This window comes from Sphingomonas sp. DMC8 (assembly GCF_056314185.1).
On sequence record NZ_JBQUYV010000003.1, the window covers coordinates 200753 to 221261 of the forward strand.

Annotated in this window: 19 protein-coding genes; 6 read left to right on the plus strand and 13 right to left on the minus strand. The window is 64.8% G+C overall.

The genetic code is table 11. From position 1 onward, the window contains the following. Positions 1-3: 3 nt before the first annotated feature. The gene (locus ACT53K_RS08585; protein ID WP_476228179.1) at positions 4-1041 is read right to left on the minus strand and encodes an efflux RND transporter periplasmic adaptor subunit; all 1038 of its coding nucleotides are present in this window, start codon (positions 1039-1041) and stop codon (positions 4-6) included. A gap of 218 nt (positions 1042-1259) precedes the next feature. On the opposite strand from ACT53K_RS08585, the gene ACT53K_RS08590 reads away from it, so the two are divergent. After that, the gene (locus ACT53K_RS08590) at positions 1260-1937 is read left to right on the plus strand and encodes a response regulator (protein WP_476228180.1); all 678 of its coding nucleotides are present in this window, start codon (positions 1260-1262) and stop codon (positions 1935-1937) included. Next, the gene (locus ACT53K_RS08595; protein ID WP_476228181.1) at positions 1922-2989 is read left to right on the plus strand and encodes an ATP-binding protein; all 1068 of its coding nucleotides are present in this window, start codon (positions 1922-1924) and stop codon (positions 2987-2989) included. Before ACT53K_RS08590 ends, ACT53K_RS08595 begins: the two co-directional genes overlap by 16 nt. Positions 2990-3055: 66 nt before the next feature. Here the strand turns inward: ACT53K_RS08595 and ACT53K_RS08600 are convergent, their stop codons facing one another. Both ACT53K_RS08600 and ACT53K_RS08605 read right to left on the minus strand, forming a co-directional pair. Next, the gene (locus ACT53K_RS08600) at positions 3056-3535 is read right to left on the minus strand and encodes a flavin reductase family protein (protein WP_476228182.1); all 480 of its coding nucleotides are present in this window, start codon (positions 3533-3535) and stop codon (positions 3056-3058) included. A 71-nt stretch (positions 3536-3606) separates the two neighbouring features. Next, positions 3607-5688, minus strand: a complete 2082-nt coding sequence (locus ACT53K_RS08605; protein ID WP_476228183.1) for an oxidoreductase — start codon at positions 5686-5688, stop codon at positions 3607-3609. Positions 5689-5862: 174 nt separating this feature from the next. On the opposite strand from ACT53K_RS08605, the gene ACT53K_RS08610 reads away from it, so the two are divergent. Both ACT53K_RS08610 and ACT53K_RS08615 read left to right on the plus strand, forming a co-directional pair. Continuing rightward, the gene (locus ACT53K_RS08610; RefSeq protein WP_476228184.1) at positions 5863-6258 is read left to right on the plus strand and encodes a RidA family protein; all 396 of its coding nucleotides are present in this window, start codon (positions 5863-5865) and stop codon (positions 6256-6258) included. Positions 6259-6629: 371 nt separating this feature from the next. After that, positions 6630-8894, plus strand: a complete 2265-nt coding sequence (locus ACT53K_RS08615) for a TonB-dependent receptor (protein ID WP_476228185.1) — start codon at positions 6630-6632, stop codon at positions 8892-8894. Positions 8895-9167: 273 nt separating this feature from the next. On the opposite strand, the gene ACT53K_RS08620 is transcribed toward ACT53K_RS08615, so the two are convergent. Genes ACT53K_RS08620 through ACT53K_RS08665 form a run of 10 tightly spaced genes read right to left on the minus strand, consistent with a single transcriptional unit; the run spans position 9168 to position 18665 of the window. Continuing rightward, positions 9168-9578 (minus strand): carboxymuconolactone decarboxylase family protein, encoded by a 411-nt coding sequence (locus ACT53K_RS08620; protein WP_476228186.1) that lies wholly within the window; start codon positions 9576-9578, stop codon positions 9168-9170. Positions 9579-9598: 20 nt separating this feature from the next. Then, positions 9599-11029 carry an NAD-dependent succinate-semialdehyde dehydrogenase gene (locus ACT53K_RS08625; RefSeq protein ID WP_476228187.1) on the minus strand — a complete coding sequence of 477 codons (1431 nt, stop codon included), beginning with the start codon at positions 11027-11029 and terminating at the stop codon, positions 9599-9601. Between the two features lie 32 nt (positions 11030-11061). Then, complete coding sequence (locus ACT53K_RS08630; RefSeq protein WP_476228188.1) at positions 11062-11637, minus strand: cytochrome b; 576 nt, start codon at positions 11635-11637, stop codon at positions 11062-11064. Positions 11638-11651: 14 nt separating this feature from the next. After that, a complete protein-coding gene (locus ACT53K_RS08635; RefSeq protein ID WP_476228189.1) occupies positions 11652-12437 on the minus strand; it encodes an SDR family oxidoreductase in 786 nt (261 codons plus the stop codon). Next, positions 12434-14023, minus strand: coding sequence for an acetolactate synthase large subunit (locus ACT53K_RS08640; protein ID WP_476228190.1), 1590 nt, complete (start codon positions 14021-14023; stop codon positions 12434-12436). Before ACT53K_RS08640 ends, ACT53K_RS08635 begins: the two co-directional genes overlap by 4 nt. A 12-nt stretch (positions 14024-14035) precedes the next feature. Beyond that, positions 14036-14956: an alpha/beta fold hydrolase gene (locus tag ACT53K_RS08645; protein ID WP_476228191.1), complete on the minus strand. Its 921-nt coding sequence runs from the start codon at positions 14954-14956 to the stop codon at positions 14036-14038. Between the two features lie 3 nt (positions 14957-14959). After that, the gene (locus tag ACT53K_RS08650) at positions 14960-15565 is read right to left on the minus strand and encodes an amino acid synthesis family protein (RefSeq protein ID WP_476228192.1); all 606 of its coding nucleotides are present in this window, start codon (positions 15563-15565) and stop codon (positions 14960-14962) included. A gap of 36 nt (positions 15566-15601) precedes the next feature. Continuing rightward, entirely contained in the window at positions 15602-16090 is a 489-nt protein-coding gene (locus ACT53K_RS08655; protein ID WP_476228193.1) for a VOC family protein, read from the minus strand. Beyond that, on the minus strand, positions 16077-17111 hold the full coding sequence (locus ACT53K_RS08660; RefSeq protein WP_476228194.1) for a WD40/YVTN/BNR-like repeat-containing protein: 1035 nt from the start codon (positions 17109-17111) through the stop codon (positions 16077-16079). The genes ACT53K_RS08655 and ACT53K_RS08660 overlap by 14 nt, the downstream gene beginning before the upstream one ends. Before the next feature lie 45 nt (positions 17112-17156). Continuing rightward, positions 17157-18665: an aldehyde dehydrogenase family protein gene (locus ACT53K_RS08665; protein WP_476228195.1), complete on the minus strand. Its 1509-nt coding sequence runs from the start codon at positions 18663-18665 to the stop codon at positions 17157-17159. 155 nt (positions 18666-18820) lie between these two features. Between ACT53K_RS08665 and ACT53K_RS08670 the strand changes: the two genes are divergently transcribed. Together ACT53K_RS08670 and ACT53K_RS08675 are read left to right on the plus strand one after the other, a co-directional pair. Next, entirely contained in the window at positions 18821-19600 is a 780-nt protein-coding gene (locus tag ACT53K_RS08670; RefSeq protein WP_476228196.1) for a 2-keto-4-pentenoate hydratase, read from the plus strand. A gap of 13 nt (positions 19601-19613) precedes the next feature. After that, a complete protein-coding gene (locus ACT53K_RS08675) occupies positions 19614-20417 on the plus strand; it encodes an SDR family NAD(P)-dependent oxidoreductase (RefSeq protein ID WP_476228197.1) in 804 nt (267 codons plus the stop codon). Positions 20418-20509 lie beyond the last annotated feature (92 nt).

Sequence of the window (20509 nt, forward strand, 5' to 3'; positions counted from 1 at the left end):
CCCTTAGCGGTCGCGCCAGCGAAGCTGCCGGACACGGGTGTTCGGCTGCACGCGGTCCTGCCCCACTACGACCACCACCTCGCCGGCGCGAAGGCCGGAGAGGACGACATAGCGGCCGTCCACGAGCGGCCCCAACTGGACGTGGCGGAATTGCACCCGGTTCTGGGAGTCGACCACTGCCAGCCGGGCGGCGCCATCATCGGCGCGCGTGACGGCCTGTTGCGGCACGGCAAGAGCCGCAGGCATGGGCGCACGCGGCAAACGCGCGCGGACGAACATGCCTGGCAAAAGCCGCTCGCCTGGATTGGCAACTTCAACGCGGACCAGTGCATCGCCGGTGCCGGGATCGACTGCTACACCCGAGAAAAGAATGCGCCCCTTGGCCGGATGCACCACGCCAGACGCGGAAACGATCTCAACCGGCCCCACGGCTGCCCCCGCAGCCCGGAGGGCAGCATATCGCTCCGCCGGCTGGCGGATGTCGACATACACCTTCTCAATCTGCTGCACGGTGGCGAGCGCGCTGGTGTCCGCCGCCGTAACCAGCGCACCTTCGGTCAGGTTCGCGGCGCCGATCCGGCCGGAGATCGGCGACGTGACGCGGGCGAAGCCAAGGTCGATCCGGCGACGGCGCAGCGTCGCGCGCGCCTCGGCAAGCTCGGCCGCCGCCTGATCGCGCGCGGCGACGGCATCGTCATAGCTCTGGCGGCTGATCGCGTCGGCCGCCATCAGCGGCTTCAGCCGATCGGCCTGCGTTCGAGCGCGTGCATAGGCAGCGGCCGCTTTTTGCAAGCTCGCGCGGGCAAGATCGGCATCGGCATGGAAGGGCGCCGGGCTTATCTCGAACAGAAGCTGACCCGCGCGGACTTCAGCTCCCTGATCGAACAGCCGGCGCTGGAGAATGCCGCCGACCTGCGGCCGAATCTCGGCTGTGCGGAACGCCACCACCCGTCCGGGCAGTTCGTCGGTCGCGATGACCGCGCGCGGGGCAACACGTACCGTCAGTACTTCAACCGTATGGGCCGGTGGCTCAGAATCCATTTCACTGGAGCACCCGCCCAGCACGAAAGCTGTTGCCAGCATGGCGGGGAGAACCGGCGGCAGGGCCCGGAAAAATGTTCGGCGTATCATGGCAGCGCCTATCCGCGCCTTCGGTTGCACCTAGGTCGAGATTGTGTGGAGATTATGTGGAGTTGCACTGGCGGCAGTTCAGGGTTCACGGTTAGAGGACTGGGGATGCATGTTGGAGTGCTGATCCAATGAACTCGCTCGCGCTGATCGCCGAGGACGACCGCGACATCGCTGACATCCTTCGTGCCTATCTCGAGCGCGAGGGATTTCGCACCGTCCAGGCGGGTGATGGCCGCACCGCGCTCGACTTGCATCTGGCGCTCAAGCCCGACGTCGTGCTGCTCGACATCTCGATGCCGCTGGTCGATGGGTGGGAAGTGCTGGCCGAGTTGCGGCGGCGCGGCAGCACGCCGGTTCTGGTCCTCACCGCGCTCGATCAGGATATCGACAAGCTACAGGCGCTGCGCATCGGCGCCGACGACTATGTCGTCAAACCGTTCAATCCGGTGGAAGTCGTGGCGCGGGTGAAGGCCGTGCTGCGCCGTGCGGGGCCAGGCGCCGCGGGCGGCGTGCTGCGGGTCGGCCCGGTCGAAATCGACACGATCGCGCACATCGTTCGCACCCTTCACGGTGATGTGGCGCTGACGCTCACCGAATTTCGGCTGCTGACCCATATGGCGCGCACGCCTGCCCGGGTGTTCAGCCGAGGCGAACTCCTTGATGCCTGCCTGCCCGGATCGGATGCGCTCGATCGCACCGTCGACAGCCATATCAGCAAGCTTCGCCGCAAGCTGGAACAAGCGGGTGCACCCGACATGCCGGAGGGCGTCCGCGGCGTCGGCTACCGGCTATGGTCGCGGGGATGAAAAAACGGATCAGCCTGGCACGACAGCTCGCGCTGGCGATGGCGGTGCTGGCCAGCATGGCGATCGTCGCCACCTCGGCCATTTTCTACATCGTCTACGCCGCGCTCGAGCGACTGCATATCCTAACGCCGCTGCCCCCCGGCGTTAATGCCTTCACGGGCCTCGATCTGGCTATAACGCTCACCGGCTGCCTGTTCGGCGCGCTACTCGCGCTGGCGATTGCACTTTGGGTTTCGCGACGCATCGTTCGTCCACTGCGCGTCCTCGGCGACGCGGCAGGGCGGATCGCCGGAGGCGACCTCGCGACCCGGATCGACCCGATACCCGAAGCGCATGGCGAGACAGCAACGTTGATCGCCGACTTCAACTCCATGGCCGCGCGGCTGCAGGGCATGTCGGACGACGTGTCGGTATGGAACGCCCAGATCGCCCATGAACTGCGCACCCCGCTGACAATCCTGCGCGGGCGGCTGCAAGGCGTGCAAGACGGTGTCTTTCCCCTCGATGCGCAACTGATCGGTGGGCTGCTGCTGCAAGTCGACGGTCTGACCAGGCTCGTCGAGGATTTGCGCAGCGTCAGCCTGGCAGAAAGCGGCCGCCTAGAGCTGATGCTGACGGACGTCGATCTTGCAGGCGAACTGCAGGCGCTGGCCCCTAGCCTGTCGTCGATGCTGACGCCCGCAGGTTTCAACCTGGCGCTGGACCTGCTGCCTGGATCGGTGCGGGCCGATCCGGCCCGCCTTCGCCAGGCCGTGATCGCACTCGTCGACAACGCCCGGCGCCATGCAGACCCCTGTGTGCTCCGGATTGAACTTGCGTTCAGCCAGACATTTGCCGCCATCCGCGTCATCGACGAAGGCCCTGGACTTCGTGCGGATTTCCAAGGGCGCGCCTTTGATCCATTCGCCCGGGACACGCGCGCACATGGGGGCACGGGACTGGGTCTGGCAGTCGTACGCGCTATCGCGCGCGCGCATTGCGGCGATGCGACCTACGCGCGCGATCGCAACCGCTCCGTTTTCGGGATAATGTTACCACGTTCCGAACGTTAGAAAACAGACATCAGGTCGACCACGGACATGCGGAAACCCTGTAACTGATCAGCGGAAAAGCGCCCTTCAGCCCAGAAAGGCGGGCGCAGCCGAGCGGCCGTCTGCCCAGATTAGGGGATCGATCGCCGGATGATTGACGATCGCCTCCACTTCGCCGACGAACAGCGTGTGGGTTGCGACATCGATCCGCGATATGATCCGCGCCTCCAGAGAGGCTGCGGCATCTTGCAGGACGGGGAGCCCGGTTTCCGACGGCTGCCAATCGCCGATGGCAAACCGTTCCCGGCCCTTCAAAGCACCGCCAAAGGCCTGAACCATTTCCTGGTGACGGGTCGCGAGAAGGTTCACGCAGAAGCGCTCGCCCCGTTGCAATACCCGGAAGAGCGACGACTCCCGGTTGATGGAAACGACGATCGTCGGCGGGTCGGCCGCCACGGACATGACCGCAGTGGCAGCGATGCCTGCCCATGCGTCGCCGGTTCCCCCCGTTACGATTGCGACGGAGCTGGCCAGCCGCCGCATCGCCTGCTTGAATTCTCCCACCATCCGCTTGATCCCTTCGCTGAACCGATGAGTGCCAGGGCGCCGACTAGGGAGGGGGCCTGGCGTGTCGTTCTTTACTGCGGACTGCAGACCTCCCACGGTCCCAGTTCGGAGATTTCGCGCAGGAAGGGCACCGCATCGTTTTCGGGAAACTCGAATTCGCGAGCATAGCGGTGGCCACCAAATACCGCTGCGGCGATCGTCCCGGGCGCCAGCGCATCGCCGATGCGCGATACCGACTTGATCCCCGCCGCGTGCAGCGCATCGCGATCGGCAGTCAGCTCGCTGTAAATAGCGTCGTCCGCTGTGCGCGACGTCACCAGCACGAGCGACTGTGCCGGCAACTGCCGGCTGCGGCCGGTAAAGGTACAGGCCAATGTCACGGCCCCCTCCGCAAATGCAGTGACGCCCTGGTTGGCGAGAATTTCGACACCCTTCTCGAGCAGGCGTGCCTGGATGCGGGGCTGTTCTAGCGTGTTTGCGGTCCAGCTCGAAACCAACGCCGCCGGCGTAACCAACGTTACTTCCCGGCCCAAATCGCGCAGTCGCTCGGCAATAACTCCGCCCATGTAATAATGGTCGTCATCGAACAGCAGCACCGGCCCTTCCGGAATTCTGCCGGCCATGATGTCGTCGGGGGTATAGATTGCGCCCGCATCCCAGCCACCGGGCGCCTGACGATGGTACCGACCGACCCCGTCGCGCCGCCAGTGCGCGCCGGTTGCGACGACGATACGATCGAAACCGGCTTCGAGCAGGTCGCCCGCTGCCATCCGGCTGTCGAGATAGACTTCGACATTGGGAAGCTGGTGCAGCTGGGCAATGCGGTAGTCGCGCACGCGCCCCCAGGCGGAAAGGCCGGGGAGTTGCGATTCGCGCAGCACGCGACCGCCCAGTTCGGTGGTCGCCTCGGCTAGGCCGACCTCGTAGCCGCGCTTGCCCAGCGACACCGCGCATTCCAGCCCTGCCGGGCCGGCGCCGATAACGAGCACCCGATCCTGGCTCTGCTGCGTGGGGATGCGCTCGGGGTGCCAGCCGCGGCGCCACTCCTCACCCATGGTGGGATTCTGGGTGCAGCGGATCGGCGTGTACGTGTTGTCGGCCGCCGCGCAGATATTACACCCGATGCACTCACGAATATCGTCGAGCCGGCCTTCTTCGATCTTCTTCGGCAGGAACGGATCGGCGATTGATGGCCGCGCCGCGCCGATCATGTCGAGTACGCCGCGACGCACCTGCGATACCATCGTATCGGGCGAGGTGAAGCGCCCGACGGACACTACCGGCTTGCTGGTCACCTTCTTGACGAAGGCGACATAGTCTTCGTGCAGTGCTTCAGGCCCGAAGCGCGACGGGCGTGAATCGTTGGACCAGTCGCCGACGGTGATGTCCCACAGGTCCGGCATTTCGGCGAGCATCTCGATTACATCGCGGCCTTCGCCGTCCGAACAGAGGCCGGCCGGACCGATCAGTTCGTCGACGCAAATTCGCACCGGCACCGCGCAGCGGCCACCCACCGCGTCGCGCGTCTCCTCGATAAGCTCGCGCAGCAACCGCGCGCGGTTCTCGAGCGAGCCGCCATATTCGTCGATCCGCTGATTGTAGCGGCGCGACAGAAACTGCATCGGCGTGGTCAGGCCGTGGGCGGCGTACACATAGATCAGGTCGAACCCCGCCTGCTTCGCGCGCAGCGCCGCAGCGCGATGCCAGCGCCGGAGATTGCGAATGTCCTCCTTGTCCATCGCGCGCGACTGAACGGGATCATAGGAAACCACCGGCTGCGACGACGGCCCCAGCGGCACTTCGCGCGAAATGCGGTTCTGCGCCCGAAAGCCGTGATGGCCGAGCTCCACGCCGGCCAGCGAGCCGAATTCGTGAATGGCATCGGCGGCGCGCGCGAGCGCCGGAATGTCACGGTCGTCCCATAGCCGCGCCTCGTTGTGCGGAGAGATGTCGGCCGAAGGATGGATTTCGCACACTTCGGTACAGACGACAGCCCAGCCGCCTTCCGCCTTGACCCGCCGCATCGCCGCCATGCCCGACGGCGCCCGGTGGCCCATGCCGTTGCAATGCGGCACCTGGTAAAAGCGGTTGCGTGCGGTGACCGGCCCGATCTGCACCGGCTCGAACAGAATGTCGTACTGCGTGCTGCGCAAACTCACCTCCCCGATGTCAAGCGAAAGCCAACCATCTCCATCCCTAGCTGGCGATGACCCCAGTAAGGACATTATTGATCATTTGCAACAATAATAGCGTTTTAACCTCCGTTGTTGCGTATCGTTCAATTCCATGTCACCTTCCTCCGTGCTCAGTTCCGAGGGAGAACCACTTTGCCTCATTGCATCCGCTTCAGCAGTCCCGATGGCGTTACCCCGCCCTATGGGCCCTATTCGCACGTTGCCGCAGTCCGCGCCGGGACGGAGTTGATTTTCCTGTCCGGCCAGGTCGGTGAACGGCCCGATGGCACCGTTTCCACGTCCATTGACGACCAATATCTGCAGACGATCACGACGATTGCCACAATCCTCCGGGCAGAAGGCCTGTCGCCGGAGAATATCGTCAAGCTCACGACCTACGTTACCAAACCGATCGATCCGGTATCGCTGCGAACCATGCGCCACTCGGTGTTCGGCGATATCAAACCGGCTGCTACGATGCTGTTCGTGCCGCGCCTGGCAAGCGAGGAGTATTTCGTCGAAATCGATGTGGTGGCCGCACGCGCCTGACTTGCCGGCGCAGCCACGTAGCGGGCGCGATGCCGCGCGGCGAGGTCGTGAAAACCGATTCGCGCGGCATCACTCACCCCGTTCCCCTAGTGCACATCACTCACTCATTTTCTTGACATTGTTACATATTTGCAACTCATTAAAATGAATAATTTCGTTTTATATCAATGTAATATAGATAATCGCGTGATAGGCGAGGTGTCTTCGACACCAGCATACGCCCCCTCAAGTTTCCCGTTGCGTTTTTATTGAATCATCGCAACAATGCTGCCCCACAAACAGTAATAATTGCCTCCGGGTAAACGGAGGAGTCCGCAGCAGGAATCGCGCCGCACGTTCGCGGCAGTCGCCTATTCGCGAAGAGGGGAGCTATGTCCGAACAAACCCACCGTGTTCGCCTTGTGTTGCTTGCCGCAGTCTCTCTGCTGCCGTTCACGGCGACAGCACGCGCGCAAACTGCCTCCTCCACGCAAGACAATGCGCAGACCTCCGCCAAGGAAGCCCCCGCGCCGGCTCCCGACTCCGAAATCATTGTGACTGCACAAAAGCGCCAGCAGAGCCTGCGCGACGTGCCGCTCGCCATTTCCGCGATCGGGCAGGAAGGGCTGAAGGCGGTCGGCCATCAGGACGTGACCGCGCTGGTCAACCATGTGCCCAGCTTCCAGGTGCAACAGTTCAGCCCTACGACGGTCTCGTTCAACATCCGCGGCGTCTCGCAGAACGACTTTGCCGACAGTCAGGAGGCGCCGATCGCCTTCTATAACGACGAAGTCTATGGCGCCGCCCTTTCGGCGATCAGCGGCCAGAATTTCGACCTCGAACGGATCGAAGTGCTGCGCGGCCCGCAGGGCACCCTCTTCGGCCGCAACGCCACGGGCGGTCTTGTGCAGTATATCACTGCCAAGCCGACGCGCGATCTGCAGGCAGGTGCCACCGTGACCGTTGGGTCGTTCGGCGAGGTGGGCGTCGACGGCTTCGTCAGCGGTCCGTTGAGCGATCGCGTTCGCGCGCGTCTGACGGTGAGCACCGATCATTATGGCGGCTATATCGAGAACCGCATCGGCGACGACGTGGGCAGCCGCCACTTCCTCGCCGGGCGCTTCCAGATCGAAAGCGATGTCGGCGATGCCGGCCTGTTCCGCCTGAAGCTGCAATATCTCCAGAACCGCGGCGAGACGAGCGCGCCCTATTCCTGGCTGGCAGCGCAGCCGAACGCGGACGGCCTCGGCGTCCCCGCTCCGGGCTCCACCGACAATCTGGGCTATATCAATACCGGCGGTCCGTTCAGCCAGGCGCTGAACAACGTACCGCGCTTCCGGCGCACCTATTGGAGCGCGACGGCGCGCTACGAACAACCGCTGACCGATCACATCGACCTGACCTCGATCAGCGACTATCAGCGCGTGAAGAAATTCTACGGCGAAGACACGGATGGCACGCCGTTGAACATCTTCAACTATTACCAGAACCAGACGCAGTGGCAGGTGTCGCAGGAGCTGCGGCTGACCGGCAAATATGACCGCCTGACCTGGGTTGCCGGTCTGTACGGGCTCTACATCGATGCGAATGCCCGCGCGACGATCGACGGCAACATCCCCGGCTTCCTCGTCGGCCGGCTGCAGGCCGGCGGGCCGCAGCACACCCAGTCCTTCGCGCCCTTCGGCCAGCTCGACTATAAGCTGACACCCAAGCTGACGCTGACGCTAGGCGCGCGTTACAGCTGGGATCGCAAGAGTGACTGGTACAGCCACTCGGTGGTCGGCAGCTATGGCTATACCACCGGCCCGGTTACGCTGAATGGCGTCGACGTCACCTTCAATCCGGACAACAACCCGCTGGCCGTGCAATATTATCGGAACTGGTCCGGCAAGGCGGGCCTGGAGTTCCGTCCGGCGACCGACGTGCTGTTCTACGCCTCGGCAAACCGCGGCACCAAGAGCGGCGGGTTCGACATTCCGAACTTCCTGATCCAGGATGCCAACGCCCGCTATCTGGTCGAGACGATCCCTTATCGCCAGGAAGTGCTGACCAGCTACGAAGCCGGCTTCAAGATCTCGGCGCTCGACCGCAAGCTGGATGTGTCCGGCGCCGTGTTCCATTACGACTATAGCGACTATCAGGCCTTCATCATTCAGGGCCTGACGGCGGTGATCACCAATCTGCCTGCCAAGGTATCGGGAGCCGAGCTCGAGCTGAACGCCCGCCCGCTACAGGGAATGCGCCTCGGTGCGTTCGTCACCTATCTCGACACCAAGATCAGCAACGTAGCCTTGCCGTCCGGTCGCGTCACCGACCGGGTTATGCCGCAGGCGCCCGAATGGAGCGTTGGCTGGAACGCAGGCTACAGCTTCGCCGTCGCAGGCGGCCAGGCCTCGATCGACACCGACTGGCGGTATGACGGCGGGTCCTATTTCTCGACGTTCAACGCGCCGATCGACTTCGAGCGCAGCCACGTCGTGGGCAACGCGCGGATCAGCTTCACGCGGGGAAGCTGGACCGTGGCAGGCTTTGTCAACAACCTGACCGATCGCCGCTACCGGGTCTACGACCTTGACAATAGCCTGTCGCTCGGTTCGGCGCAGAGCACCTATGCCCGGCCGCGCTGGATCGGCGCCAGCCTCGGCTGGAAATATTGAGTGCTCGGCGCTGATCCCGTCCCAGGGGTCAGCGCCGGCCACAATGCGGTATCTGGCGCATCTTCGGCCGGGTGTACCCCAGCCGACGACGTCGTTTCGGCGACCGGCAAGGCCGAGGATCCCGGCCCGCGTCAGTGCAGGACGATCGCGCCGGATCGAAGACCTCTTTTTTCCCCGCTTCCGCCAGGGCGATGGCTGATATTTCGCTGCTTGCGCCTTCCGGCCACATGCGAGAGCGGCGTAAGGCAGGGGGCACCTACGCCCCCTCCATCGTCACTCCGCCGTGCCGCTCCCGGCCTGTTCGGCGTCGAACTCCGCGATCGCCGCGCGGGCGATGCGCGTTGAATCCATGCCTGCCGGAACGCCGCAATAGACCGCGACCTGCAGCATTGCCTCGCAGATTTCCTCGCGCGTCAGTCCGTTGCGGAGTGCAGCCTTGACGTGCAGCTTCAACTCATGCGGACGATTGAGCGCGCTGATCATGCCCAGATTGAGCAGGCTGCGATCGCGGCGCGACAAGCCGTCGCGCGACCAGATGTCACCCCAGCAATAGCGGGTCGACAGCTCCTGCATCGGGCGGGTGAAATCATCGGCATTGGCCAGCGACGTGGCCACATAGTCGGCGCCCAGCACTTCACTGCGCAGCGCCAGCCCCTGTTCGAACCGTTCGGAATCGCTTGCCATGGCTCGCCTCTTCGCAGGTTCTAGAGATTGCCGATGAGGCAGTATTTGATCGACAGATAGTCGGCCAGCCCATGATGCGAGCCCTCGCGCCCGAAGCCTGATTCCTTCACGCCACCGAAGGGTGCCACTTCGGTGGAAATCAGGCCGTCGTTCACGCCGACCATGCCATATTCCAGCCCCTCCATCATGCGCCACTGCCGCGCGGTATCGCCGGTGTAGACATAGGCAGCCAGGCCGAACGGCGTATCGTTGGCGACGCGCAACGCTTCCTGCTCGTCGGTAAAGGCAAGCACCGGCGCGACCGGTCCGAATATCTCTTCGTGCGCGATCGTCATCCCGGGCGTGACACCGGCGAGCACGACCGGCGGGTGGAACGCGCCACCGGCCGGCACCGCGGGCGGCGATCCGACCACGACCGCCCCTTCGCTTTCGGCGTGGCGCACCAGTTCGGCAACGCGCTGCGCCTCGGCCTCGGTGATCAGCGGGCCCATGGCCGCCGGACAGGACACACTGTCGCCCACCCGGATCGCGTCGACACGCGCCGAAAGCTTCTCGATGAACTGCTGATACACGCCCTGCTGGACGAGGAAGCGGTTCGCGCAGACGCAGGTCTGGCCGGCATTGCGGAACCGCGAAGCGATTGCGCCGTCCACGGCCTTGTCCAGATCGGCATCGTCGAACACGATAAAGGGCGCATTGCCGCCGAGTTCGAGGCTCAGCCGCTTCACCTGGCCTGCTGCCTTGGCCATGATGATCTTGCCGACCCGGGTCGATCCTGTGAAGCTGATCTTTCGCACCAGCGGATGGGTGCAGAACAGGTCGCCGGCATCGGCCGAACGAACCGCCGGCGCCACGCGGAACAGGTCGTGCGGCACGCCTGCCCGCTGCGCCAGCGTTTCCAGCGCCAGCGCCGAAAGCGGCGTCAGTTCGGCTGGCTTGACGATGATCGAGCAGCCGGCCGCCAGGGCGGGCGCGACCTTTCGCGTGATCATGGCCACGGGAAAGTTCCACGGCGTGATCGCGGCGCAGGTACCCACCGGCTGCCGCAGCGTGACGATGCGCTTGCCGGGCGCGTGCGAGGGGATCACCTCGCCATAGGCGCGGCGCGCTTCTTCCGAAAACCATTCGACGAACGCCGCGCCGTAGCGCACCTCGCCCCGCGCCTCATCCAGCGGCTTGCCGCTTTCGAGCGTCATCAGCAGTGCCAGCGCTTCGGTGTTTTCGACGATCAGGTCGTACCAGGCGCGCAGCACGTCGCTACGGGCCTTTGCCGTGCGCGCTGCCCATTCCACCCGGGCGGCGTCGGCTCGCTCGATGATGCCAGTCAACGCGGAAACATCATAGCGCCGGACCGTCGCGACCAGGCTGCCGTCGGCGGGATTTTGCACCGGCAGGCCAGCTGCGTCGAAATGGTCCTGCCGCAGCAGCTGCAGGGCATCGTCCTTGGTCATCTCAAATCCCCGTGGGTGTTGGGTGGTAGGCCTCAGAACATGCGGCGCAGGACATCGGTGGGGCCGTTGCGGTCCTGCAGTCGATGCTTGATGGCCCCACCGACGTGCAACGCGATCAGTCCGAGCAGAATATAGGCGCTATAGGCATGCAGCGTGTCGAACACCGCGAATGCCTTGTCGTTCTTCGGCAGCAGCTCGGGCACCTGCCCGAAAAAGAAGAAGGGCACGCCGTCGCTCTGGGTAAAGCTCGACGACATCGCATAACCGAGCATCGGGATCAGCAGGGTGAACGCCATGATCAGCCGGTGGACGATGTGCGACAGCATCTTTTCCCACGGCTTCAGTGCCTCGGGCTCGTGCGGCAACAGCTTGCGATAGCGCCAGCGTAACAGCAGGTGGACGATCGCCAGCAGCCAGACCAGCACGCCGAACTGCTTGTGATTGGGATAGAAAATTTGATAAACCCATTGCGGCGTGGTGCTCTCGGGCAGGCGAGTCATGTACCAGCCCGATGCAATCAAGCTGAGGATGATCGCTGCGCGAAGCCAGTGCAGCACGCGCATCGAAAGCGGGTATTTCTCGGTCGCTTGTCCCTGTCGGTCCTGCATTGCCATGCTCCCCCTCAAAGATAGACACCGCGCGAATAGCCGCCGTCCACCGTCAGCGACTCGCCCGTAACCAGCGGCCCCTCGGCCAGCGCCAGGAACGCCACCATGCGGCCGATGTCGCTCGGCTCGAGAATGGTGCGGGCGGGAATGTCCGCCAGAAATTCTCCCTCGATGTCCGCCGCCGAAAGGCCGCGCTCCTCGGCCATTTCGTGGAACAGCTCCGCCAGATGCGGCGTGCGCACGATGCCGGGGTTCACCGTGTTGACTGAAATGCCGGCCGGGGCGAGTTGGTCCGACAGCACCTTGGTGAGGTGCGACACCGCCGCGTTGCGCAGCCCGCTCAGCGTGTCGCTCGAGCGGCCGGTGAGTCCGCCGATGTTGACGATGTGCCCGCGACCCGCCGCCTTCATGGCCGGAACGACCGCCTGGGTATAGCGCAGATAGCCCCCGACCTTGACGTCCATAGCCTCGATCAGCAGGTCCACATCGATTCCCTCGATCGGTCCGCCGATCGGGGTAGAACTCGCCGCCGCGTTCACCAGCACGTCGATGCGGCCGAAACGGTCGAGCACCTGGCGCACAAGCGCCTGGATCGAGCCGCTGTCGCAGGCATCAGACGCGATCGCGGTCACCGGGACCGCATGCGCGGCGGCAAGCGCCGCCGCCGCCGTTTGCAGACGGTCGAGCCCACGGGCGGTCAGCACCAGAGCGAAGCCAGCCCGCGCCAGCGCATCGGCGATGCCGGGAACGAGGCCGCCGCTGGCGCCGGTCAGGATGGCGACGGGGTGCGCGTCGCTCATGGCAGCTCCGCCTGAATCAACAGCGGGCCATCGAGCGCCAGCCCCTTTTCGAGCGCCGCCGCAAGCTCCGCATTGGTGGTCGCCCGTATCGCCTCAACGCCATAACCCGTCGCCAGCGCAACCCAGTCGATCCGCGGCTTGTCGAGCCGGGTAAGGTCGGCAGTGACAGCGTCGTCGAGCGGCACCGATGCGCGCGTCAGCTCGGTCTGGAGGATCGCATAGCGGTGGTTGGCGGCGATGATCACCGTCACCTTCAGCCCCTCGCGCGCCATCGTCCATAGCGACTGGAGCGTGTATTGCGCGCTGCCATCGGACTGGAGCGACACAATCCGCCGGTTGGGTGCCGCGAGTGCCGCGCCGACCGCGCAGGGCAGGCCCTGCCCAATCGCACCGCCGGTATTGGTCATCACCCGATGCTGCCGCGCGCGATGGGCGTTGCGCAGCCATGGGCCGCCGAGCGTCGAGCCCTCGAGCGAAATGATCGCGTCTTCGGGCAGCTGGACGATCAGTTCCTCGACGACCGACGCTGCGGAAAGCGCATCTTGCGGGTTCGAGGCCGGCTTTGCTGCCGGCACGGACGCTATCACTGCGTCCGTAGCGCCGATCGCCGCGACAAGGCGCTCTAGCGCATCGACGGCGTCGTCTCCGGCTGCGGCGAGCGTCACCAGGCGCGAGTCCGGCACCAGTTGGCTCGGCCAGCCCTCATAGCCGAAATAGCTGATCGGCGCGCGCGCACCGGCTAAGAGAACCGTCGCATTGCCCATCTGGGCGGTGACGTCGTCGGGGAAATAGGCTTGGCGTTCCACTACCGGCAGATCGCCGCCCAGGGTGACGATGGGCGGATAGGGCTCCATGAGCAGCCGCCCGCCGAGCTTCGCCGCGATGCGCGCGCCGGCGCGGATGCCGCGTTCGCACAGCGCATCGGCACCGAGGAGCACCAGCACCTCGCCCGCCCCGGCCAGCCCGGTCGCGGCATTTTCGATCACCGCGTCCGCGACCGCAGCCCGCCCTGCGACGGCCTCCGCAGCAGGTGCAACCTCGTTCGGCGCCGCCGCATCGACGACATCGGTTGGGATCACCAGCGTCGCGGCGCCGCCGCCGTCCCGGCGCGTCGCGGCAAAGGCTGCGGTCACCCCGGTCTCGATGTCCGCGACCTTGCCCAGATAGATCACTTCCTTCGACACCGGCGAGGCCAGCGAGCGAATGTCGGACGTGAGCGGCGCATCGGCGGCCAGATGCCAGGTGGCGTGGTCGCCGATCAAGTTGACGATGCGCGAGCCCGCCCGGCGCGCATTGTGGAGATTGGCGATGCCGTTCGCGAAACCCGGACCCAGGTGCAGCAGGGTGAGCGGCACCTCGCCGGAGACGCGCGCATAACCATCCGCCGCGCCCGTGCACACGCCCTCGAACAGGCTCAACACGCAGCGCAGCCGTCCGTCGCGGGCCAGTGCGCTGACCAGCCCGAGTTCGGTCGTACCGGGATTGGCGAAGCAGATGCGCGCGCCGCCGCGATACAGGCTGTCAATCAGGAGATCGGCGCCCAACCGCTGGGCGGGCGGCGCTTCGACGGCAGTTTGGCTGTTCACGATATACCTCTTCTAGCTGCACGGGGCGCCGCGGCAGGCATCGAGCCCGGCCAGGAAACCCTCCACCAGGCGTTCGAACGCCGTCGGCGCGTCGTCATGCACATAGTGCGATGCCTCAGCGACGGTGGCATGGGTCAGGGCAGGGTTACGCGATTCAAGCTGCTGAACCATCGCCAGATTGCAGAAATCCGATCGTCCGCCGCGAATGACCAGCGTCGGCGTACGAATCGCTTCGATCACCGGCTGGAGATCCACCACCCGTGCCGGGTCCGGCGTCACCCGCGTGGCGGCGATGCCTTCCGCGTCATAGCGCCACACGACCCCGCCATCGGCATCGGCGCGCATCGATTCGAACAGCCGCTCCTCGATCGCCGCATCGGCGACATTGGGCCGCAGCGCCCGCCAATAGGCGCGCGCCTCACCCCAATCGGCAAAACGGATCGGCAGCGCGGCCATTTCGCGCTTGATCCGCTCCGCGCCCGCGCCCGAGGCGGAGGAACCGGCAGTAATGTCTTCGACGATCAGGCCATCGAGCCGATCGGGATGGCGCGCCGCGTAACAATAGGAGGTCGTCCCTCCCATCGAATGGCCAAGGAGGATAAAATGCTCCAGCCCCAGCGTATCCACCACGCACTCCAGGTCGGAGAGATAGGCGTCGGTATAATAGTTGCGATCCGGGTCCCAGTCGCTCTCCCCCCGCCCCCGCGCATCGAAGGCGATGAGGCGGCGATCCCACAGTGATGCAGCAAGGCCGCGCCAGGTGCCGGAATAGCCGCGCAGGCCATGCAGGAGGACGATGGCGGGCGCCGCCTCGTCCCCCCACACGCGCACATTGAGGCTGATCGATCCATTGGCGATCCGCTGCGTCTTCTCCCCCTCCAGCAGGGGAATCGGCTGCGGCGGCGCAACGGAGACGGCAGGCCCGGTGGTCATGGCTCAGGTCAGCCCGTTGCCTTCGGCGTCTTCGGCCTTCAGGCCGCCGAGCCGCGCATTGAGACGACCGCGGGTGGCAAACACCCAGCACACGATCACTTCATCGCGATTGGGCGCGTCGTCGAACGAGACGCTCATCGTGTCATAGTGCGAGCGTACGTACAGCGCATCCTTGTGGCCGAACGGAATGTCGAGGATGGTCCCCGGCACGCCGCGTTTGCCGGTCGACGGCACCCAGGAAGCACCGCCCCCCACCGCATCGCGCACCGGATTGGCGGCCGGATTGGTCAGCAGCGCATTGCCATGCTCATATTCGCCGTCGATGCCGACCAGAATCGCCTTGCCATAGCTTTCGATCTTCGCGCCGCCCGACAGCGCATTCAGCCGCCGGCCGATCTCGACGCCCAGCGCAGGCGATGCCTCGATCCAGGCGGAGAGATCCTCGACAAACTGGCCCGCATAGGGGTTCTTGATGCACGCACCGATCATATACTTGAACAGCGGTGAACCGTCCGCCGCCGCGCCCGTTTCGCCGGCCCAGATTTCCTCGACCTGGCTGAACCATTTGCGAATGTGGAACGGGCCGAAATTCGGCGCATAGGTCGTCATGATACTCTCCCTAGAATGTCTGCCGCAGCGGGCATTTCACAGTGCGGCCGGATCGACGGGATCGGCCTGGCCCTGATTCCGGCCGAGTTCCGCCTGCGCAGCGCCATCCGCCTGCGGCACGCGCTGGCAGATGACCTCCAGCATGTGGCCGTCCGGGTCATAGAAATAGATGCCGGTCGAGACGCCGTGATCCAGGATCTCGGCAATCTCCACCCCGCGCGCACGGAAAAATTCATAGTTGCGGCGCAGATCGTCCATGCTCGTGCCGGCCAGCATCAGGCCGACATGCTCGAACTCCTTGCCCTTGCTCGCACCCTCCTCGGAGGGGAACAGCGCGATGTCGTGATCGCTGAGGCCGAAGCTCATGAACACGCCACCCTTGTAAGGGCCGTCCGCCGCACGCGCGACGAGCTTCATGTTCAGCACCTCGGCGTACCATTTGGCCGAGGCTTCGGGATCCTTCACGAACAGAACGATATGGGCGATCCGGTCGATGTGGATCGGCGAGGTCTCATGCTGTGACATGCGGCAGCCCCAGATCGGAGGGAACACCCGGCACCCAGGCCAGATCGGTGATCTCGTTGAACTCGCGCCACTCCTTGGCCCAGGTGCGACCGCCATCGGTGGAGCGATAGAGATAGCCGAACTTGCTGGCGGCCAGCAGGAAATCGGGATCGGCGGGATTATTGCCAAAGGCCCACATGCACGAGTTGGACGGACGGTCCAGCTCGGCGCGCGTCCAGGTCTCGCCAGCATCCACCGAGTTAAGGATCGCTGCCGTCGTACCCGGCGTGCCGTCGCCGATGCCCACGGCGATCTCGCGATTGCTGCCCGGCTTGCGCATCAGCAGCCGCGAATAGCGCAGGCCCCATGCCTCCTTGGCGACGGTGCGGGTCCAGGTCTTGCCGTCATCGGTCGAACGATAGAGCGCGATCACCGTAAGGGCGAGGTGCACGCGCGATCCATCGTCCTGCTTCAGGATCACGATATCGTGGATGTCGGAATTACCGCCGAACTCACTCCAGCTGGTGTCGATCCGCTCCCAGCTGTCGCCGCCGTCGCGGCTGCGGTGGAGGCCGCCCTCTTCCACGCCGGCCCAAACGTCCATCGCATCGTCGGGATCGACAGCGAGCGCGAGCATCCGCGGCCGATTCACGCCGGCACAGAACTCCGGCATTTCCAGCGGGGTACGCTCCCAGGTCTGGCCACCGTCCTTCGAGCGGAACAGGATCGATCGCGAGGGCGCGCCGGTGCCAGCATAGAGGATCTTGGGGTCGCTCTCACTGGCCACCAGCTTCCAAACGGCATAGCCGTTCAGCGCACAGTCGATCCGCTTCCAGTGGACGCCATGGTCAGCACTATAGAACAGTCCCTTCTCCGCGCCGGCGAAGAGCGCTTCCGGATTGGCAGGATCGACCAGCAGGCAGCGGACACGATCATCATATTCCAGGTCCTGCCGGATGTTGATCCGATACCAGCTCTTCCCGTCATCATGGGTGCGCATCACCGCCTGGCCATCGGTGGCGACGATCATCGTCCTGCTCATGTCCGCTCCTGTTCGTTTCGTGAGGTCGTGCGGCAGCGTGCTGCCTTAGCTGAGGTTCACCCACACGCTCTTGATTTCGCTGTAGAGTTCCATCGCCTGGCGGCCATGCTCGCGTCCCCAGCCGGATTGCTTGAAGCCGCCGAACGGCGTGGCGTTGTCGACCATGTTGAAGCAATTGACCCACACGGTGCCGGCCTTGACCGCGGCAGCCATGCGATGCGCTTGCTTCAGGTTGTTGGTCCAGATGCCGGCAGAGAGGCCAAAATCGGAATCATTGGCCTGATCGACCAGATCCTCCACGTCGCTCCAGGACAGCGCACTCAGTACCGGGCCGAAAATCTCTTCCTTGACGATGCGCATGTCGCGCCCGGCATTGGCGAGAATCGTCGGCTGAAAGAAGAAGCCCTCGTCCAGCCCCGCCGGCCGGCCACCGCCGGTGACCAGTTCAGCCCCTTCATTCTGACCGATCTCCACATAGGAGCTCACCCGGTCCCATTGCTCCTGCGAGACGAGCGGGCCGAAATTGACCGTCGGATCGAGGCCGTTGCCGATCGTCAGCCGCGCAGCATGATCGGCGACCCGGGCCAGCAGGTCGTCATGGATCGAGGCATGGGCATAAAGCCGAGAGCCCGCCGTGCAGGTCTGCCCCTGATTGAAGAAAATGCCCGCTGCAATCGACGCCGCCGCCGCATCGAGATCGGCATCGGGGAGCACGATCTGCGGCGACTTGCCGCCCAGTTCCAGGCTGACCTTCTTGAGGTTGACCGTCGAGCCGCGGACAATCGCTTTCCCGACTTCGGTCGAGCCGGTGAAGGCAACCTTGTCCACGCCCGGATGATCGACCAGCGCCGCGCCCGCCTCACCGAAGCCGGTGATGACGTTGAATACGCCAGCCGGCACACCAGCTTCCAGCGCAAGCTCGGCCAGCCGCAGCGCAGTGAGCGGCGTCTGCTCGGCGGGCTTGAGGATGACCGTGCAGCCAGCGGCGAGCGCCGGCGCAACCTTCCACGCCGCCATCGACATCGGATAGTTCCACGGCACGATCAGACCGCAGACCCCAACCGGCTCGCGCAACGTGTAGTTGAGAATCTTGGCGCCGCTGCGCGGAGACACCGGCAGGGTCTCCCCGCCGAACTTGGTCGGCCAGCCGGCAAAATAACGAAAGGTCTTGATCGAGCCCTCGATCTCCACCGCCTGGGTGAGCGTCGCCGGCTTGCCATTGTCCATGCATTCTAGCACGGCCAGCTCAGCGGCGTCCCGCTCGATCAGATCGGCCAGCCGGTTGAGCAGCGCCGAACGATCGACCGCACTCATGTCACGCCACACCGGGTTGTTCAGCGCCCGGCGCGCTGCCTGCACCGCGAGGTCGACATCGGCAACGCCGCCTTCGGCAACCTGACAGAGCTCCTTGCCTGTCGCCGGATTGACCGTCGCGAAGGTCTTGCCCGATTGGGCCTGCACCGACTTGCCATCGATGATGAGGCCCAGAGGCCGCTGCGCAAGCCTGGCACCGATTGCCTCTGCCTTGGCGAATGCTGGAGACAGATCGTTCATGGCCTCACCCCTCGACTAGCTGCGTGGGCGACGCGATTGCATGCGCCGCCGCTTTCAATCTCTGCCTAACGCATCCACTTCGTGTAAACAATACTAGATTTTCATATTTCGTTGTTGCACAGGATGGACAATAAGAAAGGCAGAGGAGGCGCAGCGTGGCGGATGAGTTGACGACATTGGAAGAAGCGCTCCGCGCCGCGCACGGCGCGTCCGGCAGCCCGGTGTCGAACGCGATGCTGGTTCCAGACCTTACGGCCGCCTATGCGGTGCAGCGCCGCCTTGCGGGGCGGAACGGCCTTCCCGTGATGCTTTGGAAGCTGGGCGTCACCAGCGCGGGCGCACGGGCGGCGTTCGGCACCCATGAACCCGTAATCGGCCGCCTCCCGGCCAGCGCGATCTACTCGGACGGCAGCACCATCCGCGCTCTCGGCGGCGAAATGTATGCCGAGGCGGAACTCGTCTTCGAGCTCGGTAAAGACCTGCCCCAGCAAGACAGGCCCTATACGCGCGACGATCTGAGCGGAGCCCTGAAGGGCATCTATGCGGGCATCGAGATCGTCCGGACGCGGTTCGAGTCGAGCGAGCTGTCGCTGCAGCAGCTGGTTGCGGACAATGTGATGGCGCACGGCCTGGTATGGGGGCGCAAGCTGGCCGACACTTGGGAAGACCGCTTTGCGGACATGCCCGTCCGCCTGCTCCGCAACGCCGATGCCCCGGTCGAAGGTTCCACCGCCGCCGTCCTGAACGATCCGCTGGACGCGCTGGTCTGGCTCGCCAATTGGCTGCGGGAGCATGAGGGCTACGCACTCAAGCGGGAACAGTTGATCGCTTCGGGCACCTGCACCGGTGCCACGGAGATCGCCAGCGGCGACACGATCCGCGTGCGCTTCGGCGATGTGGACGGGGCGCGTGTGATGCTCGATGCACGACTTTGATAGGAGAAGCGGAATGTCTCTGGAACTGGGATTGAAGGACAAGGTCGCCATCATCACCGGCGGCGGTGTCGGGATCGGCAAGGAAACGGCGCGCAAGCTCCTGCTGGCGGGCGCCAAGGTGGTGATCGCTGCGCGGACCAAGTCCAAGCTCGATGCCGCGGCGGAAGAGCTTCGGGCGGCGACCGGCGGAGAAGTCCTGGCGGTCAGCACCGACACCACCTCGAAGGAATCAGTGGAGGCGCTGGTCGCTGCCACCGTGGAGCGATTCGGCGCCGTCCACATCCTCGTCAATTGCGCGGCGGCGCCGGGCGGGCTGGTGCGCAACGCGATCGAACTGGCCGACGAAGACATGTTGATGCTCGACCTCAACACCAAGCTGTTCGGCTATTTCCGCACGGCAAAGGCCTGCGTGCCGCACATGCGCAAGGCCGGCTGGGGGCGCATCGTCAATGTCGGCGGTCTGACTGCGCGGTGCACGGAGGCACTGTCGGGCATGCGTAACACTGCGCTGGTGCATTTCACCAAGACCCTTTCCGACGAAGTGGGCAAGGACGGCATTACCGTGAACATCATCCACCCGGGCGTGACCCGCACCGAGCATATCGAGGAATGGTTCGCGGAAATCGCCGCCGAAGAAGGGACCAGTGTCGACGCCATCATCGAGCGCGAAGCGGCAGCCCCGGCGGCCGTAAAGCGCATGCTGGAAGTCGAGGAAGTAGCGGATCCGATCGTGTTCCTCTGCTCGAAGCTTGGCAGCGGCATTACCGGTGAGTCGATCGCGGTCGACGGCGGCCTTTCGCGCGCCGTCTTCCTCTGAAGCTGAGGGGCTGGACGAGCGTCGAAACCGCGGGTTTCGCCGCTCGTTCGGCCGTTAAAGCTAGATATTTAGCGCGATCAAAATAGCGCCTG

Bases quoted from the DNA above. Each gene is read 5' to 3' on its own strand.
- ACT53K_RS08655 (WP_476228193.1), bottom strand. From the start codon at position 16,090: ATGTCACAGCATGAGACCTCGCCGATCCACATCGACCGGATCGCCCAT.
- ACT53K_RS08650 (WP_476228192.1), bottom strand. From the start codon at position 15,565: ATGACGACCTATGCGCCGAATTTCGGCCCGTTCCACATTCGCAAATGG.
- ACT53K_RS08675 (WP_476228197.1), top strand. From the start codon at position 19,614: ATGTCTCTGGAACTGGGATTGAAGGACAAGGTCGCCATCATCACCGGC.
- ACT53K_RS08595 (WP_476228181.1), top strand. From the start codon at position 1,922: ATGGTCGCGGGGATGAAAAAACGGATCAGCCTGGCACGACAGCTCGCG.
- ACT53K_RS08620 (WP_476228186.1), bottom strand. From the start codon at position 9,578: ATGGCAAGCGATTCCGAACGGTTCGAACAGGGGCTGGCGCTGCGCAGT.
- ACT53K_RS08585 (WP_476228179.1), bottom strand. From the start codon at position 1,041: ATGGATTCTGAGCCACCGGCCCATACGGTTGAAGTACTGACGGTACGT.
- ACT53K_RS08660 (WP_476228194.1), bottom strand. From the start codon at position 17,111: ATGAGCAGGACGATGATCGTCGCCACCGATGGCCAGGCGGTGATGCGC.
- ACT53K_RS08645 (WP_476228191.1), bottom strand. From the start codon at position 14,956: ATGACCACCGGGCCTGCCGTCTCCGTTGCGCCGCCGCAGCCGATTCCC.
- ACT53K_RS08665 (WP_476228195.1), bottom strand. From the start codon at position 18,665: ATGAACGATCTGTCTCCAGCATTCGCCAAGGCAGAGGCAATCGGTGCC.
- ACT53K_RS08615 (WP_476228185.1), top strand. From the start codon at position 6,630: ATGTCCGAACAAACCCACCGTGTTCGCCTTGTGTTGCTTGCCGCAGTC.
- ACT53K_RS08635 (WP_476228189.1), bottom strand. From the start codon at position 12,437: ATGAGCGACGCGCACCCCGTCGCCATCCTGACCGGCGCCAGCGGCGGC.
- ACT53K_RS08630 (WP_476228188.1), bottom strand. From the start codon at position 11,637: ATGCAGGACCGACAGGGACAAGCGACCGAGAAATACCCGCTTTCGATG.
- ACT53K_RS08625 (WP_476228187.1), bottom strand. From the start codon at position 11,029: ATGACCAAGGACGATGCCCTGCAGCTGCTGCGGCAGGACCATTTCGAC.
- ACT53K_RS08590 (WP_476228180.1), top strand. From the start codon at position 1,260: ATGAACTCGCTCGCGCTGATCGCCGAGGACGACCGCGACATCGCTGAC.
- ACT53K_RS08600 (WP_476228182.1), bottom strand. From the start codon at position 3,535: ATGGTGGGAGAATTCAAGCAGGCGATGCGGCGGCTGGCCAGCTCCGTC.